16 protein-coding genes are annotated in these 12,845 nt (G+C 66.8%); 3 read left to right on the top strand and 13 right to left on the bottom strand.

What is annotated here, in order from left to right; genetic code table 11:
* Window positions 1-110: 110 nt before the first annotated feature.
* The 10 genes from KZX46_RS12495 to KZX46_RS12450 form a co-directional block, all read right to left on the bottom strand.
* Complete coding sequence (locus KZX46_RS12495) at window positions 111-1,256, bottom strand: M42 family metallopeptidase (protein ID WP_219774280.1); 1,146 nt, start codon at window positions 1,254-1,256, stop codon at window positions 111-113.
* A gap of 267 nt (window positions 1,257-1,523) precedes the next feature.
* Window positions 1,524-2,258, bottom strand: coding sequence for a DUF72 domain-containing protein (locus tag KZX46_RS12490; RefSeq protein ID WP_219774279.1), 735 nt, complete (start codon window positions 2,256-2,258; stop codon window positions 1,524-1,526).
* Window positions 2,259-2,262: 4 nt separating this feature from the next.
* Window positions 2,263-2,652: an MAPEG family protein gene (locus KZX46_RS12485; RefSeq protein ID WP_219774278.1), complete on the bottom strand. Its 390-nt coding sequence runs from the start codon at window positions 2,650-2,652 to the stop codon at window positions 2,263-2,265.
* Window positions 2,653-2,679: 27 nt separating this feature from the next.
* Window positions 2,680-3,402: a ParA family protein gene (locus tag KZX46_RS12480; protein ID WP_219774277.1), complete on the bottom strand. Its 723-nt coding sequence runs from the start codon at window positions 3,400-3,402 to the stop codon at window positions 2,680-2,682.
* Between the two features lie 46 nt (window positions 3,403-3,448).
* Window positions 3,449-3,856: a MerR family transcriptional regulator gene (locus KZX46_RS12475; RefSeq protein WP_219774276.1), complete on the bottom strand. Its 408-nt coding sequence runs from the start codon at window positions 3,854-3,856 to the stop codon at window positions 3,449-3,451.
* Window positions 3,856-4,245 carry an integration host factor subunit alpha gene (locus KZX46_RS12470; RefSeq protein ID WP_219774275.1) on the bottom strand — a complete coding sequence of 130 codons (390 nt, stop codon included), beginning with the start codon at window positions 4,243-4,245 and terminating at the stop codon, window positions 3,856-3,858. Before KZX46_RS12470 ends, KZX46_RS12475 begins: the two co-directional genes overlap by 1 nt.
* A gap of 25 nt (window positions 4,246-4,270) precedes the next feature.
* Window positions 4,271-5,245, bottom strand: a complete 975-nt coding sequence (locus KZX46_RS12465; RefSeq protein ID WP_219774274.1) for a beta-ketoacyl-ACP synthase III — start codon at window positions 5,243-5,245, stop codon at window positions 4,271-4,273.
* Window positions 5,246-5,422: 177 nt separating this feature from the next.
* On the bottom strand, window positions 5,423-6,487 hold the full coding sequence (gene plsX / locus KZX46_RS12460) for a phosphate acyltransferase PlsX (RefSeq protein WP_216708821.1): 1,065 nt from the start codon (window positions 6,485-6,487) through the stop codon (window positions 5,423-5,425).
* Window positions 6,488-6,509: 22 nt separating this feature from the next.
* A complete protein-coding gene (gene rpmF, locus KZX46_RS12455; RefSeq protein ID WP_216708820.1) occupies window positions 6,510-6,689 on the bottom strand; it encodes a 50S ribosomal protein L32 in 180 nt (59 codons plus the stop codon).
* A 211-nt stretch (window positions 6,690-6,900) separates the two neighbouring features.
* The gene (locus tag KZX46_RS12450; RefSeq protein ID WP_216708819.1) at window positions 6,901-7,077 is read right to left on the bottom strand and encodes a CsbD family protein; all 177 of its coding nucleotides are present in this window, start codon (window positions 7,075-7,077) and stop codon (window positions 6,901-6,903) included.
* 99 nt (window positions 7,078-7,176) lie between these two features.
* On the opposite strand from KZX46_RS12450, the gene KZX46_RS12445 reads away from it, so the two are divergent.
* The gene (locus KZX46_RS12445; RefSeq protein ID WP_219774273.1) at window positions 7,177-7,569 is read left to right on the top strand and encodes an MAPEG family protein; all 393 of its coding nucleotides are present in this window, start codon (window positions 7,177-7,179) and stop codon (window positions 7,567-7,569) included.
* Between the two features lie 138 nt (window positions 7,570-7,707).
* On the opposite strand, the gene KZX46_RS12440 is transcribed toward KZX46_RS12445, so the two are convergent.
* Together KZX46_RS12440 and KZX46_RS12435 are read right to left on the bottom strand one after the other, a co-directional pair.
* A complete protein-coding gene (locus KZX46_RS12440) occupies window positions 7,708-8,373 on the bottom strand; it encodes an MBL fold metallo-hydrolase (protein WP_219774272.1) in 666 nt (221 codons plus the stop codon).
* Between the two features lie 31 nt (window positions 8,374-8,404).
* The gene (locus tag KZX46_RS12435) at window positions 8,405-8,833 is read right to left on the bottom strand and encodes a PaaI family thioesterase (protein WP_219774271.1); all 429 of its coding nucleotides are present in this window, start codon (window positions 8,831-8,833) and stop codon (window positions 8,405-8,407) included.
* Window positions 8,834-8,895: 62 nt separating this feature from the next.
* On the opposite strand from KZX46_RS12435, the gene pabB reads away from it, so the two are divergent.
* Window positions 8,896-10,626, top strand: a complete 1,731-nt coding sequence (gene pabB / locus KZX46_RS12430) for an aminodeoxychorismate synthase component I (RefSeq protein WP_226895924.1) — start codon at window positions 8,896-8,898, stop codon at window positions 10,624-10,626.
* 156 nt (window positions 10,627-10,782) lie between these two features.
* Here the strand turns inward: pabB and KZX46_RS12425 are convergent, their stop codons facing one another.
* Window positions 10,783-11,139 (bottom strand): hypothetical protein, encoded by a 357-nt coding sequence (locus tag KZX46_RS12425; protein ID WP_219774270.1) that lies wholly within the window; start codon window positions 11,137-11,139, stop codon window positions 10,783-10,785.
* A 337-nt stretch (window positions 11,140-11,476) separates the two neighbouring features.
* Between KZX46_RS12425 and KZX46_RS12420 the strand changes: the two genes are divergently transcribed.
* Window positions 11,477-12,679, top strand: a complete 1,203-nt coding sequence (locus KZX46_RS12420; protein WP_219776831.1) for a pyridoxal phosphate-dependent aminotransferase — start codon at window positions 11,477-11,479, stop codon at window positions 12,677-12,679.
* The last annotated feature ends 166 nt before the right edge of the window (window positions 12,680-12,845 follow it).

Raw genomic sequence — 12,845 nt, 5'->3', positions numbered from 1 at the left:
ATTCGTCATCCCCGCGAAGGCGGGGACCCATCACCCCAACGTTTAGTGGTGATGGGTCCCCGCCTTCGCGGGGATGACGCATGTGTGCGGAATGGCCGTCCCGATCTGACCTACGGCTCGAACGACCGCAGCCGCGCGACCTCAGCCGCATCGAGCTTCCCGATTACCCCGACGACCAGCGTCACCATCCGATCGAAATCCCCCCGGTCGATAATCCCGTTATGCGCGTGGGTGTAGCGCGCGACGACGACGAGGTTGACCGTCGGCACACCCCCGTTCGTCGCCTGGATCGCCGCCGAATCGTCGCCGTAGCCCTGCACCAGATCGTGCTGGAGCGGGATGTTCGCCTCCGCCGCGACGCGGTCGACCAGCGCCACCAGCCTGCGGTTGGGGATCGTGCTCGAATCATACAGGAACATCCCCGGGCCGCCGCCGAGTACCGCCTGCGTCTCCTCGGGGTTGCGGCCGATGCTGTCGCCGGTGATGCCGCCCTCGATCGCGATGCCGATGTCGGGCTTGATCAGGTCGGCCGCGGTCCGTGCGCCGCGCAAGCCTACCTCCTCCTGCACCGTCGCCGCGACGAACAATTGGTTCGGGTGGCCCTGCGCGCGGAGCCGCCGCAGCGCCTCGATCACCACCGCGCAGCCGACGCGGTCGTCCCACGCCTTGCCGAGATAGCGGTCGCCGCCCGCCATCACCTCGAACGGCGCGTCGGGGACGACGGGGTCGCCGGGGCCGATGCCGAGCGCCGCGACCTCGGCGGCGTTGCGCGCGCCGACGTCGAGGTACAGGCTTTCGCGCGGGAACACCTTGCCGCGTTCGTCGGCGGGGACGACGTGGATATCGCGGATGCCGGTGACCGCCTTGACCGGCCCCTTGCTGCCGATGATCACCCAGCGCTGGTCGACGAGCGCCTGGTCGAGCCAGCCGCCGAGCATCTGCATCGACAGAAAGCCGCCGGGCGTCGCCCGCCGGACGACCCCGCCGAGCTCGTCCATATGCGCGTCGAGCATGATCTTCGGGCCGCTGCTGCCCTGCCTGGCGATGACCGAGCCGATCCCGTCATAGGTGATCGTGTCGCTCAGCGGACGCAGTTCGCGGACCATCACCGCGCGTACCGCCTCCTCGAACCCCGACGGCCCGGGGGCGTCGGCGAGTTCGCCGAGCAGGTGCCCGACGCGGTCGGTCGCGGGCTTCGCGACGGCGGGTCCGGCGATGAGGAGCGCGGCGGTCATAGCCGAGATCAGTCGTTGCATTACCGGCGCGCCTTGTTCGATTACGCGGTCAAAGTTGCAGGTAAGCCGTTGGGCGACAAGGCCGAAAGCGCTCCGTCCCCTCCCCCCTTTTGGGGGGTCACGCCCTCCCTCCTCCCCTCCCCTTCAGGGGAGGGGCGAGAGACGGCGCTCTTGCGCCGGCCCGGGGGTGGGGCTTTTTCGGAAGTACGGCTCGTGGCTACTCCCCCACCCCCGGCCCCTCCCCTGAAGGGGAGGGGAGGAGAAAGCGGCGCCCGTTCACCCCTTCGCTTACAGCCGTTCAAGCAGCGCCTTCGCCGCCGCCGGGGCACGGACCTTCCCGCCGTGGATGAAGTAGACGAACGCGTCGCGCCCGCCCTCACCCCAGTGCCGGGCCTGCTCGGCCCAGCCGTCGAGCGCGGCGTCGGGGTAGCCGAGGGGTTCGTCGTCCTCGCCGTTCTGGAGCCGCGCATAGGTGAAGTCGGCGGTCGCCTCGTCGAACATCGGGTAGGCGTGCGCGTCGGCGAAGACGACCGCCACTCCGGCATCGCGCGCCATCGCAAAGAACGCCGGATCGCGGAAGCTTTCATGGCGCGGTTCGAGCACGTGGCGAAGGCGGCGCGACCCGAGCTTGGCGGGTAACAGCTTGACGAACGCGGCGAAGTCTTCGGCTTCGAAGCGCTTGGTCGCAGCGAACTGCCACAGGATCGGGCCGAGCTTGTCGCCGAGCTCGTCGACCCCGGTGGTGAAGAAGCGCTCGATCGATTCGCCCGCCCCGGCGAGCTCGCGGCGGTTGACCGCGAAGCGCGGGGCCTTGAGAGAAAAGACGAAGTTATCGGGGGTTTCGGCGTGCCACTTGGCGTAGGTCGCGGGCGACATCGAGCCGTAGAAGGTGCCGTTGACCTCGATCGTCGTCAGCGCGCGGCTGGCGAATTCGAGTTCGCGCGAATGCGGCAACCCCTTGGGATAGAACACCCCGCGCCACGGCTCGAAGGTCCAGCCGCCGACTCCCGCGCGGATCGTCATCGCGCTACAGCACCGCGATCAGGATCAGCGCGAGACCCGCGACGCTGACCAGCCAGACCAGCGAACGGACCACCGGCACCCCGAAGGCGTAGAGCGGCAGATAGATCACCCGTCCCCAGAAATAAAGCTCGGCCCCGAGAACGGTCCGCGACGTATGGATTCCGGCGGCGTGCGCGATCAGCACCGCGCCGATGAACAACGGCAATGTTTCGAACAGGTTCGCCTGAGCGCGACCGAGGCGCTCGGCGACCGGGGACAGCGGCGGCATCGCCGCGTCGCGCGGCCCCATATTCCATTTCGTGCCGTACTGACCGGTGCGGACGACGTCGAACGCGATGATGTAAACGACCGCGAGAACGATCGTCCACGCGAGCAGCGTCAGTTCGGTCGTCATGTCGTCATCCCCCCGGTTCGTTCGCCGTTAGCGCAGCGCCGCTTCGACTTCAGCCCATAATTTGTTGAAACCGCGCGCGGCGAGCCCGTTCGGCGCGGTCGCCGCGACTGGGGCCTGGTGGACCGCCATCGCCTCGATCTCGACCGCGTACGGGATCGCGACGCGGTCGGGGAACGCATCGACCGTCGCCTTGTGGAGCGCGCGCCGCCGGTCGACCATCGTCCACACCGGAACCAGCGCGGGCCCCTTGCGGTGATGCTTGCCGAGATGCGCGACGAGCTGGTCGTACGCGCGTTCGGACAACGGCGATGGCAGCAGCGGCACGACGAGCAGGTCGGCGGCGCGGAACGCCTGCTCGGCAAGCTCGGTCAGCCCCGGCGGGCAGTCGAGGATGACGCGGTCGTAATCGCGATCGAAGCTTTTCAACATCTTCTTGAGGCTGCGTGCACCGTCCTCGGCGATCAGCCGGTCGAGGTGGCGCAGCGACTTGTCGGCGGGGAGCACGTCGAGGTTCGGGTACGCGCTTGGTTGGATCAGCGCGTCGAGCTCGGCGTCGGCAGCGAACAGCTTGCGCGCCGAGGTCCCGGGCTTCGCCGCGAGCCGCAGCGTGAAAGTCGCAGCCCCCTGTCCGTCGAGGTCCCACAACAATGTCCGCCGCGCTGATTGCGTCGCGGCGGCATAGGCGAGATTGACCGCACACGCAGTCTTGCCAACTCCGCCCTTGACCGAGAAGACCGCGATGGTTTTCACGAAAACGTCCCCTCCCCTTCAGGGGAGGGGAGGGGAAAGTGTGTGATCAAAGTGCGCGCGCTTCGGCGAGCGCCGCTGCAAGCCGGGCGCGGATCGCAACGAGCAGGCTCGCGTCGCGGGGTTTGCTGGTATCGGAAACCGGTGTCGGAGCTAGCGGCACCGCTACCCGCCGCGCCGCAACCTTCGGTGCCGCGCCCGCATCCGCCACGGGTGCCGCGCCATCGTCGAGCAGCTTCTGCACGCCCTTGATGGTATAGCCGTCGGTATGCAGCAGGCGGTTGATCCGCGTCAGCAGCGCGATGTCCTGCGGGCGATAGTACCGCCGGTTGCCGCCGCGCTTGAGCGGCTGGATCTGCGGGAATCGCGTCTCCCAGAACCGAAGCACGTGTTGCGGGACGCCGATCTGTTCGGCGACCTCGCTGATCGTCCGGTATGCGGGTTCGCTCGACGCCATTAGTCGGCGGGTTCGGCGTCGTCGGCCTCGGGACCCGGATCGACGCCGCCGTTGATCCGCGCGCGGAGGAGTTGACTTGGGCGGAAGGTCAGGACGGTGCGCGGCTCGATCGGCACTTCCTCGCCGGTCTTGGGGTTGCGCCCGATCCGCTGACCTTTGTTCCGCAGCACGAAGCTGCCGAACGACGACACCTTGACGTTGGTCCCGTCGATAAGCGTCTTGCAGATTTGGTCGAGCACCTGTTCGACGAGATCGGACGATTCACTCCGCGCAAGACCGAGCTCGCGGTGAACCGCTTCGCATAGGTCGGCACGGGTAACGCTGCCCGCTGTCGACTTGGCGCGCGCCGCGCCGCGGACCCGGACGCTGGTTTCGCTCGCCGTACTCATCTCCATCATCCCCCTCATGCCCCTGTCACCAACGAACCGCAGCCGCACCCCACGTAAAGCCACCACCCATCGCTTCAAGTATCAGTAAATCACCGCGTTTAATCCGTCCATCACGAACGGCGGCGTCGAGTGCGAGCGGAACCGATGCCGCCGATGTATTTGCATGCCCGTCGACGGTGACGATGACGCGCTCGATCGGCAATCCGAGCTTCTTCGCGGTGCCTTCGAGGATGCGAAGATTGGCCTGGTGCGGGACGACCCACGCGACGTCGGTCGCGGCAAGGCCGGCGGCGGCGAGCGTCTCGGTCATCACGCTGGCGAGATTGGTGACGGCGTGGCGGAAGACCTCGCGCCCCTTCATTCGCAACTTGCCGACGGTGCCAGTCGATCCGGGGCCGCCGTCGACGTAGAGCAGGTCGTTGTAGCGTCCGTCCGAATGGAGCTTCGACGCGAGGATGCCGCGGTCGGCGCTCGTGCCTGGAGCGTTCTCGGCGCGCAGGACGACCGCGCCGGCGCCGTCGCCGAACAGGACGCAGGTGCCGCGGTCCGACCAGTCGAGCAGCCGTGAAAACGTCTCCGCGCCGATGACCAGCGCGGTGTTCGCCGCCCCGGTGACGAGCATCGCGTCGGCGACGCTCAAGGCATACAGGAACCCCGAGCACACCGCAGCGACGTCGAAGGCGACGCCGCGGACCATGCCGAGCTTGTGCTGGATGACCGTCGCGCACGACGGGAAGGTCTGGTCGGGGGTGGCGGTTGCGACGACGATCAGGTCGACGTCGTCGGCAGTCAGCCCGGCGGCGGCAAGGGCGCGGCGGGCGGCGGCGGCGCCGAGATCGGAGGTCAGTTCACCATCGGCGGCGATGTGGCGCTGGCGGATGCCGGTGCGCTCGACGATCCATTCGTCGGTGGTGTCGACGCTCGCAGCGAGGTCGGAGTTGGTCAGGATTCGGTCGGGCAGGTAGCTGCCGGTGCCGAGGATGACCGAGCGACGGATCATCGCGCGAATAGTCCCAACTGCTTGGTCGTCATTCCCGCGAAGGCGGGAACCCATTTTCCAGAGGCTGCCCAGCGTTGCTGCGGGTAGTTGGACGCGCTGAGTTTCACTTCAACCGCCTCCGGAAAATGGGTTCCCGCCTTCGCGGGAATGAAGGCAAGAAAGTAAGACCCAACCCCATCACGCGACCGACGCGTCATGGCCGTCGTTCGCGGCGACGACCGGGCGGTGCGAGCGGAAATTGTCGAGGTCGCTCGCGATACGACGGGTGATATCGCCCGCGACGAGGTCGTGCGCGACGCCGATGGCGTGCGCCATACCGCGAACCGTGGCACTGCCATGGCTTTTGACGACGAGTCCATTGAGGCCGAGAAACACCGCACCATTGTGCGCGTTGGGATCGAGATGCCGCGCGAGCGCCCGAAGGGCTCCACGGGACAGCAGGTAACCGAGCTGGGTCAGCCACGACGTGCGGAAAGATTGCGCGAGCAGCCCGGTGACGAGCCGCCCGGTGCCTTCGGCGGTTTTCAACGCGACATTGCCGGTGAAGCCGTCGGTGACGATGACGTCGACGTCACCCGCGCCGATCTTGTCGCCCTCGACGAAGCCGGTGAAGGTCATCGGCAGGTCGGCGGCGCGGAGCAAGGCGGCAGCCATCTTGAGCTCCTCGGTGCCCTTCAATTCCTCCTCGCCGATGTTGAGCAGCGCGACGCGCGGGCGCTCGACGCCGAGGACGGTACGCGCGAACGCGGCCCCCATCACGGCGAATTGGACGAGGTTTTCGGTATCGCACTCAACGTTCGCGCCGAGGTCGAGGACGACCGAATCGTTCTTGAGCGTCGGCAGCAGCGCGGCGAGCGCGGGGCGGTCGATGCCCTCCATCGTCCGCAGCGTCAGCTTGGCCATTGCCATCAGCGCGCCGGTGTTGCCGGCCGAAACCATCGCCTGCGCCTCGCCTGCCTTGATCGCAGCGATCGCCATGCCCATCGACGTCGTCCGCTGGCGGCGGACCGCTGCCGACGGCTTGTCGGTGCCGAGAATCACGTCAGCACTGTGAACAACGACCGCGTTCGCCGCGACGCGCGGATTGCGCTTGAGCTGGTCGCGGATCGCCTCTTCACCGCCGTACAAGCGGTAAAGCAGTTTCGGATAGCGCTCCTGCGCGATTTCAGCAGCAGCGATCACGACTGCAGGCCCGCCGTCACCACCCATGACGTCGAGCGCGATAACGGGGCGGTCGGTCATTTCCGTCCGATCGGACGACAGGTCAGGGCTGCATCTCGAGGACAGCGCGGTCCTTGTAGAAGCCACACGACGGGCAGAGGTTGTGCGGAAGCTTGAGCTCGCCGCAGTTCGGGCACTCCTGGCTCACCACCGCGGTCAGCGCATGGTGGCTGCGACGCATGTTGCGGCGCGAGGGCGAAGTTTTGCGTTTCGGAACGGCCATCGAGGCACCTGTCTTCTTATGCGAGTCGCGGATATCACCGAACCGCACGCGCGGTCCGAGAAAACCGCCAAGGTTTCAGTCGAGGCGCGGACCATAGAGATTTGTGGCGCAGACGCAATCTCAAATCCGTAACGGATCGCACGCGCCCAGCCGACACGAAAACGGCCGCCCCCTGCGAAGGGGACGGCCGCGTAACGCAACTTGTTAAGGCTTAGGCGTCGCCGCGGATCGCGTCCTTGGCTCCGCCGACCGTGTTCTGCACGGTACCTTCGGCCTTCTTAGCCTTGCCTTCGGCTTCCATCTTGGTGTCGCCGATGAGCTTACCAGCGGCTTCCTTGATGCTGCCGCCCATCTTCTTGAGGGCGCCATCGATGCGGTCTTCGTCCATGTCTAGCTCCTTCGGTTGTCGTGGAGTCTCAACAATGTAAGAAGATTTTGGTTGCACGCCAAAAAGAGCGGTAACGGACACAAAGGGGAAATCACGCTAATGATGATCACACTCGTCACCGCCGGGTTTTGCGGCTTGCTGTATTTCGTTTTGACCCTGCGCGTCGGCCAGTTGCGCCAGTCGGAAAAGGTCATGCTCGGCGACGGCGGCAACGACGTCCTGCTCGGGCGTATCCGCGCGCACGCCAACTTCGCCGAATTCGTCCCGATCATTCTAATCCTAATGGGCGCGATCGAGGCCAGCATCGGCGCGGGCAACGAATTGCTCGCCTCGACCGGCATCCTGCTGTTCCTGCTCCGCATTTCGCACGCGTTCGGCATGACCCGCCCCGCGCCGAACCCGTTCCGCCTCGCCGGAGCGGTGGGAACGTGGATCGTTCTCGTCGGGCTGAGCATCTGGGCGATCGTGCTCGCGTACGGACACGCGGGGTAGCGCCCACTCCTTGTCATCCCCGCGTAGGCGGGGATGACAAAATATTTGGAACGATCGCGCGTATTAAGGCACAATGCCGAGTAATCGAGATCAATCGCGCCGGGTTACGTCCCGGCGACTGAGATCGACCGCGCCCAATCAGGCTCCCGCCAGCACCGTATCCGCGACGTACGGATTCGACCGGCGCTCGGCCGCGAAGGTCGACATCGCGCCGTGTCCCGGGATGAACGCGGTCGCGCCGCCCATCGGCCACAGCCGCGTCGTGATCGCGGCGATCAGGTCGGCGTGATTGCCCTTGGGGAAGTCGGTCCGCCCGATCGATCCCTGGAAGATGACGTCGCCGACGATCGCGAGGTCCGACGCCTTGTGGTGGAACACGACATGCCCTGGCGTGTGCCCCGGGCAGTGGTGGACCTCGAACACCAGTTCGCCGACCGTCACGGTATCGCCCTCCCCGAGCCAGCGGTCGGGCGTAAACGGCGCGGCGAGCGGGACACCATATTGCGGCCCCGACACGGCGTGCATGTCGATCCAGAACTTGTCGTCGGGATGCGGCCCCTCGATCGGCACGCCAAGCCGCTCGCGCAGCACCCCGGTCTCGCCGCAATGATCGATATGGCCGTGCGTCACGAGCAGCTTCTCGATCGTCACATTGTGCTGTTCCGCGACCGTCATCAGCCGGTCGAGATCGCCGCCCGGATCGACGAACGCGCCAAGCATCGTGCGCGTGCACCACAGCAGCGTGCAGTTCTGCTGGAGCGGGGTTACGGGGATTATCACGGCTTGCAGCGGGGGCATCGACATTTCGTGGAGATGAGGGGCCTGCCGGACCGAGTCAACCGCGCCCGAACGGCTCGACGATCTGCTGCGCAGTCGCTTCGGCAATGAGGTCGCCGTCATCGCGGCGGAACTCGACGCGGACCGTGATCAGGCGCTTAGTCACCGCGACGACCCGTGCCTCAATCATCAACGGTGCCGCGCGCCCGATGCGGACGAAGTTGACCGAGAGGTTGATCGTGCGGAACAGGCTGTCGCCCGGCACGACCGTCATCGCTGCGAACGCGAGCATCTGGTCGGCAAGTGCGGCGACATAGCCACCGAACAGCGAACCATCGCTGTTGAGCAGGTCGGGCTTCGGGATCCACGTCTTGCGGACCCATTTTGCGCCCCATTCATCGAGACCGCCGAGTTGCAGCGTCGCGACGACCGGCGGGACTGATACCCCAGCCTTGATCGCATCGAGCCGATCGGTCGCCCACGTCATGCCGCCTCTCCCGCTTTGCGCGATATTAAAGCGCCGCATCGCCGACAACGCCAGCCTGTGCGATGAGCACGATGATGCCCGAGTTCGACCCCGCCCGCCCCTTCGTCCTCCTCGACGACGCCAGTCGCGACGGCAGCGCACGGATTTTCACCGGGCTGCGTGGCGAGATCATTGCAACGACGCCCGCCGATGTCCGCCCCGCGCTCGAGCAGTTGCGTGGGCCCGGCACGTACGCCGGGTTCATCGGCTTCGAGTCGGGCTATGCGCTCGAACCCGTCCTCACCCCGCTCGCGCGAACAGGAGACGACGGGCTGCCTTTGCTGTGGTTCGGCGACTTCGCCGAGTCGGCGGAGGTCGATGCGGCGGCACTGCTTGGCGACGGCGCGGCGCGGATCGGCGCGCTCGCCCCCGCGATCGCCGAGGCCGACTATGCAGCGATGCTCGGCCAAGCCGCCGCGCTGATCGCCGCCGGGGACATCTACCAAGCGAATTTGACTTTCGCCGCGCGGGTCGGGGTCACGGGGCACCCGCTCGCGATCTACCGCCGCCTCCGCGCCGCCGCCGCCGCGCCGTACGCCGCGCTCGTCCACACTGGGCGCGCGTGGCTGCTCAGCCTGTCGCCCGAACTGTTCTTCGCGCTCGACAAGGGCACGCTGACCGCGCGGCCGATGAAGGGGACCGCGCCGCGCGGCGCGACCCGCGCCGCCGACGATGCCGCCGCCGCCGCCCTCGCCGCCGACCCGAAGAACCGCGCCGAAAACCTGATGATCGTCGACCTGTTGCGCAACGACCTGTCGCGCGTCGCCGCGCCGGGTTCGGTCGCGGTGCCGGCGCTGTTCGCGGTCGAGCGTTACCCAACGCTCCTCCAGATGACCTCGACGATCACCGCGACGACGCCGGCACACCCGGTCGACGTGCTGAGCGCGCTGTTCCCGTGCGGCTCGATCACAGGTGCCCCGAAGATCCGCGCGATGCAGATCATCGCCGACCTCGAAGCCGGGCCGCGAGGCCTCTACACCGGCAGCATCGGGCATATCTCAGGCGACAGCGCAGCGTTCAACGTCGCAATCCGCACTTTGGTAATGACTGGCGACGGCACCGCACGGATCGGCCTCGGCGCGGGGATCGTCGCCGACAGCGTCGCCGCCGACGAGTGGCGCGAATGCCTCGCCAAGGGCGCCTTCCTCCACCGCCGCGCCCCGCCCGACATCATCGAGACGATGCGCTGCGACGGCGGCACTGTCGCGCTGCTCGACCGCCACCTCGCGCGTGCCGCGGCGACGGCGGACTATCTCGGCTATGATTTCGACCCGGCCGCCGTCCGTCGCGCGGTGATCGCAGCGGCCGACGGCATCATCGGACGGCTGCGGCTGCTGGTGTCGCCGCGTGGTGCGTTTGCGATCCAGCTGTCGCCGTTCCCCCCTGCCCCCGCCGAGCCGGTAACGGTCGCCCTCGTGCCGCTGCCAGTTGCGCCGACCGATTGGCGGCTGCGGCATAAGACCACCGATCGCGGCTTTTACGATGATGCCCGCATGGCGAGCGGTGTGTTCGAGGTGGTCTTCGCCACGCGAGGCGGCCACCTCACCGAGGGCAGCTTCACCAATGTTTTCGTCGAGCGCGACGGGGTGCTGCTGACCCCGCCGCTTGCCGAGGGGCTCCTCGGCGGCATCCTCCGCGCCGAGCTGATCGCAACCGGCCGCGCGGTCGAGGCTCCCCTCACCCCCGCCGATCTCGCCGGGGAATTCCTCATCGGCAATTCGCTGCGGGGGTTGATCGCGGCACGCCTTCCCTGAGGAACGGGCCAGCCTGAACGAAAGCGGACGGCCCCTGAGGACCGCCCGCTAAGTCGTCGATCGTTCCGAATTGAGCGGCGGAGTGTCCCGCGGGAGTGACCGTGCTCGAGCCCGCTCTATCCCACGATTGCTTGCGCGTCGGCGGGCGGCGCTCGATCAGTGGGCAAAACCGCGCGGGCGGCCCCGCAGGCCGATGCCGACCAAGCCGAAGCCGCCGATCATCATCACCCATGTCGCGGTCTCGGAGACCATCGCGACCGAGTGGCCGGCCGCACTGGCGGCGGCGATGTGGTGCTCGGCGCTGCGGCAGCTCGGGTTGGCAGCGGTCGACTCGCGGGTCGCCGTCGAGCTGTGGTTCGCGTTGCCGATCCAGACATCGCCGGGGAATGCCGCGAAACCGCAGTCGGCGCGATCGTTCGTTGCGACCATCATCGTACCGGCGGATGCGCTCGCGGCGATCGTAGCCAACGCCAGCAATCCGGCAGGAATTACGAACATGGTAAATAAACGCATAATATTTTACCCGGTTACAACTAGACACAACTTACACACGAGCAATAAGTTCATTACGGTTACACAATGAACTGCAATAAATCACACAGCGTTCGCGTCAATTTCTTAAACTAGTTGTTAAGCAATAACTAGGTCTCAAGAATCTAATGCGCTCATTCAATTGGCTCTACAACTTTAATCGGTCGAATTCTACGATTTCACTGGCGAGTTTACTTCGCGCACATCTCGATTGGTCTCAAATAACATCGGCCGTGCCAGCTGTTTTCTTGCACGGTCGAAACGATTGAGCCGCGCGGACGCATGCCCTATCGGTGCGCTGTCTTTCCGGAGCCCGACCATGCCCTTCTTCTCCATCGCCATCGACCGCATCCAGCCTTCGCCGACGCTCGCCGTCACGCGCCGCGCGCTTGAGCTCAAGGCGGCGGGGCACGACGTCATCGGGCTGGGCGCGGGCGAGCCCGACTTCGACACCCCCGACTTCGTCAAGGAGGCGGCGATCGCGGCGATCCGCGCCGGGCAGACCAAGTACACCGCGGTCGACGGCACCCCCGAACTGAAGGACGCGATCCGCGCCAAGTTCCTGCGCGACAACGGCCTGACCTATGGCGCCGACCAGATCACGGTCAATTCGGGCGGCAAGCACACGATCTTCAACGCGATGATCGCGACGCTCGACCCCGGCGACGAGGTCGTCATCCCCGCGCCGTACTGGGTCAGCTATCCCGACATCGTCCTCCTCGCGGGGGCGACTCCGGTGATCGTGCCGTGCGGCAGCGAGGCGGCGTACAAGATGACGCCCGAACAGCTCGACGCCGCGATCACGCCGCAGACCAAGTGGCTGATCTTCAACTCGCCGTCGAATCCGACCGGGGCGGCGTACACCCGCGCCGAACTCCGCGCGATCGCCGACGTTCTCGTCCGCCACCCGCACGTCTGGATCCTCGCCGACGACATGTACGAGCACATCGTCTACGACGGCTTCGAATTCGCCACGCTCGCGCAGGTCGAACCGGCGCTGTACGAGCGCACGCTGACGGTCAACGGCGCGTCGAAGGCGTATGCGATGACCGGCTGGCGGATCGGCTTCGCGGGCGGCCCCGCCCCACTGATCAAGGCGATCGCCAAGATCCAGTCGCAGTCGACGTCGAACCCGTGCTCGATCTCGATGGCGGCGACGGTCGCGGCGCTCAACGGCGACCAGTCGTTCCTGATCGAACGCAACGCCGCGTTCAAGGTCCGCCGCGACCTCGTCGTCGCCGGGCTGAACGCGATTCCCGGGCTCCACTGCCCGACGCCCGAAGGCGCGTTCTACGTCTACCCCGACTGCGCCGGGCTGATCGGGCGCAAGACCCCCGAGGGCAAGGTCCTGACCGACGACGAGGCGGTCACCGCCTACCTCCTCGACAGCGAGGGCGTCGCGGTCGTCCAGGGCGCAGCGTTCGGCGGCTCCCCCGCCTTCCGCATCAGCTACGCTACGAGCGACGCGCTGCTGACCGAGGCGTGCAAGCGGATCGCGCGCGCGGTCGACCGGCTTGGGTAGGTTACGGGATTGTTTCGTCAGACCGGGTTGACTGGAACGGTCGCTTCCGCCCCCCCAGTGGACAGTTTAGTCTGACGGACGACCGCCTGACCGAAGTCCTGGTTTCCTGACTGCCGCCTGCCAGCCGAACCACGTCACGCTAAATCCCGCTAACCGAGCAATAGCT

It is taken from the genome of Polymorphobacter sp. PAMC 29334, from assembly GCF_019431245.1.
Lineage (GTDB): Bacteria > Pseudomonadota > Alphaproteobacteria > Sphingomonadales > Sphingomonadaceae > Polymorphobacter_B > Polymorphobacter_B megasporae.
This window is presented reverse-complemented; position numbering and strand designations above follow the sequence as displayed.

What these genes read in the sequence shown, in the direction of transcription:
- KZX46_RS12425 (WP_219774270.1), bottom strand. Translation starts at nt 11,139, where the DNA reads ATGCGTTTATTTACCATGTTCGTAATTCCTGCCGGATTGCTGGCGTTG.
- pabB (WP_226895924.1), top strand. Translation starts at nt 8,896, where the DNA reads ATGAGCACGATGATGCCCGAGTTCGACCCCGCCCGCCCCTTCGTCCTC.
- rpmF (WP_216708820.1), bottom strand. Translation starts at nt 6,689, where the DNA reads ATGGCCGTTCCGAAACGCAAAACTTCGCCCTCGCGCCGCAACATGCGT.
- KZX46_RS12420 (WP_219776831.1), top strand. Translation starts at nt 11,477, where the DNA reads ATGCCCTTCTTCTCCATCGCCATCGACCGCATCCAGCCTTCGCCGACG.
- KZX46_RS12450 (WP_216708819.1), bottom strand. Translation starts at nt 7,077, where the DNA reads ATGGACGAAGACCGCATCGATGGCGCCCTCAAGAAGATGGGCGGCAGC.
- KZX46_RS12475 (WP_219774276.1), bottom strand. Translation starts at nt 3,856, where the DNA reads ATGGCGTCGAGCGAACCCGCATACCGGACGATCAGCGAGGTCGCCGAA.
- KZX46_RS12470 (WP_219774275.1), bottom strand. Translation starts at nt 4,245, where the DNA reads ATGAGTACGGCGAGCGAAACCAGCGTCCGGGTCCGCGGCGCGGCGCGC.
- KZX46_RS12495 (WP_219774280.1), bottom strand. Translation starts at nt 1,256, where the DNA reads ATGCAACGACTGATCTCGGCTATGACCGCCGCGCTCCTCATCGCCGGA.
- KZX46_RS12445 (WP_219774273.1), top strand. Translation starts at nt 7,177, where the DNA reads ATGATGATCACACTCGTCACCGCCGGGTTTTGCGGCTTGCTGTATTTC.
- KZX46_RS12465 (WP_219774274.1), bottom strand. Translation starts at nt 5,245, where the DNA reads ATGATCCGTCGCTCGGTCATCCTCGGCACCGGCAGCTACCTGCCCGAC.
- KZX46_RS12485 (WP_219774278.1), bottom strand. Translation starts at nt 2,652, where the DNA reads ATGACGACCGAACTGACGCTGCTCGCGTGGACGATCGTTCTCGCGGTC.
- KZX46_RS12440 (WP_219774272.1), bottom strand. Translation starts at nt 8,373, where the DNA reads ATGTCGATGCCCCCGCTGCAAGCCGTGATAATCCCCGTAACCCCGCTC.
- plsX (WP_216708821.1), bottom strand. Translation starts at nt 6,487, where the DNA reads ATGACCGACCGCCCCGTTATCGCGCTCGACGTCATGGGTGGTGACGGC.
- KZX46_RS12435 (WP_219774271.1), bottom strand. Translation starts at nt 8,833, where the DNA reads ATGACGTGGGCGACCGATCGGCTCGATGCGATCAAGGCTGGGGTATCA.
- KZX46_RS12490 (WP_219774279.1), bottom strand. Translation starts at nt 2,258, where the DNA reads ATGACGATCCGCGCGGGAGTCGGCGGCTGGACCTTCGAGCCGTGGCGC.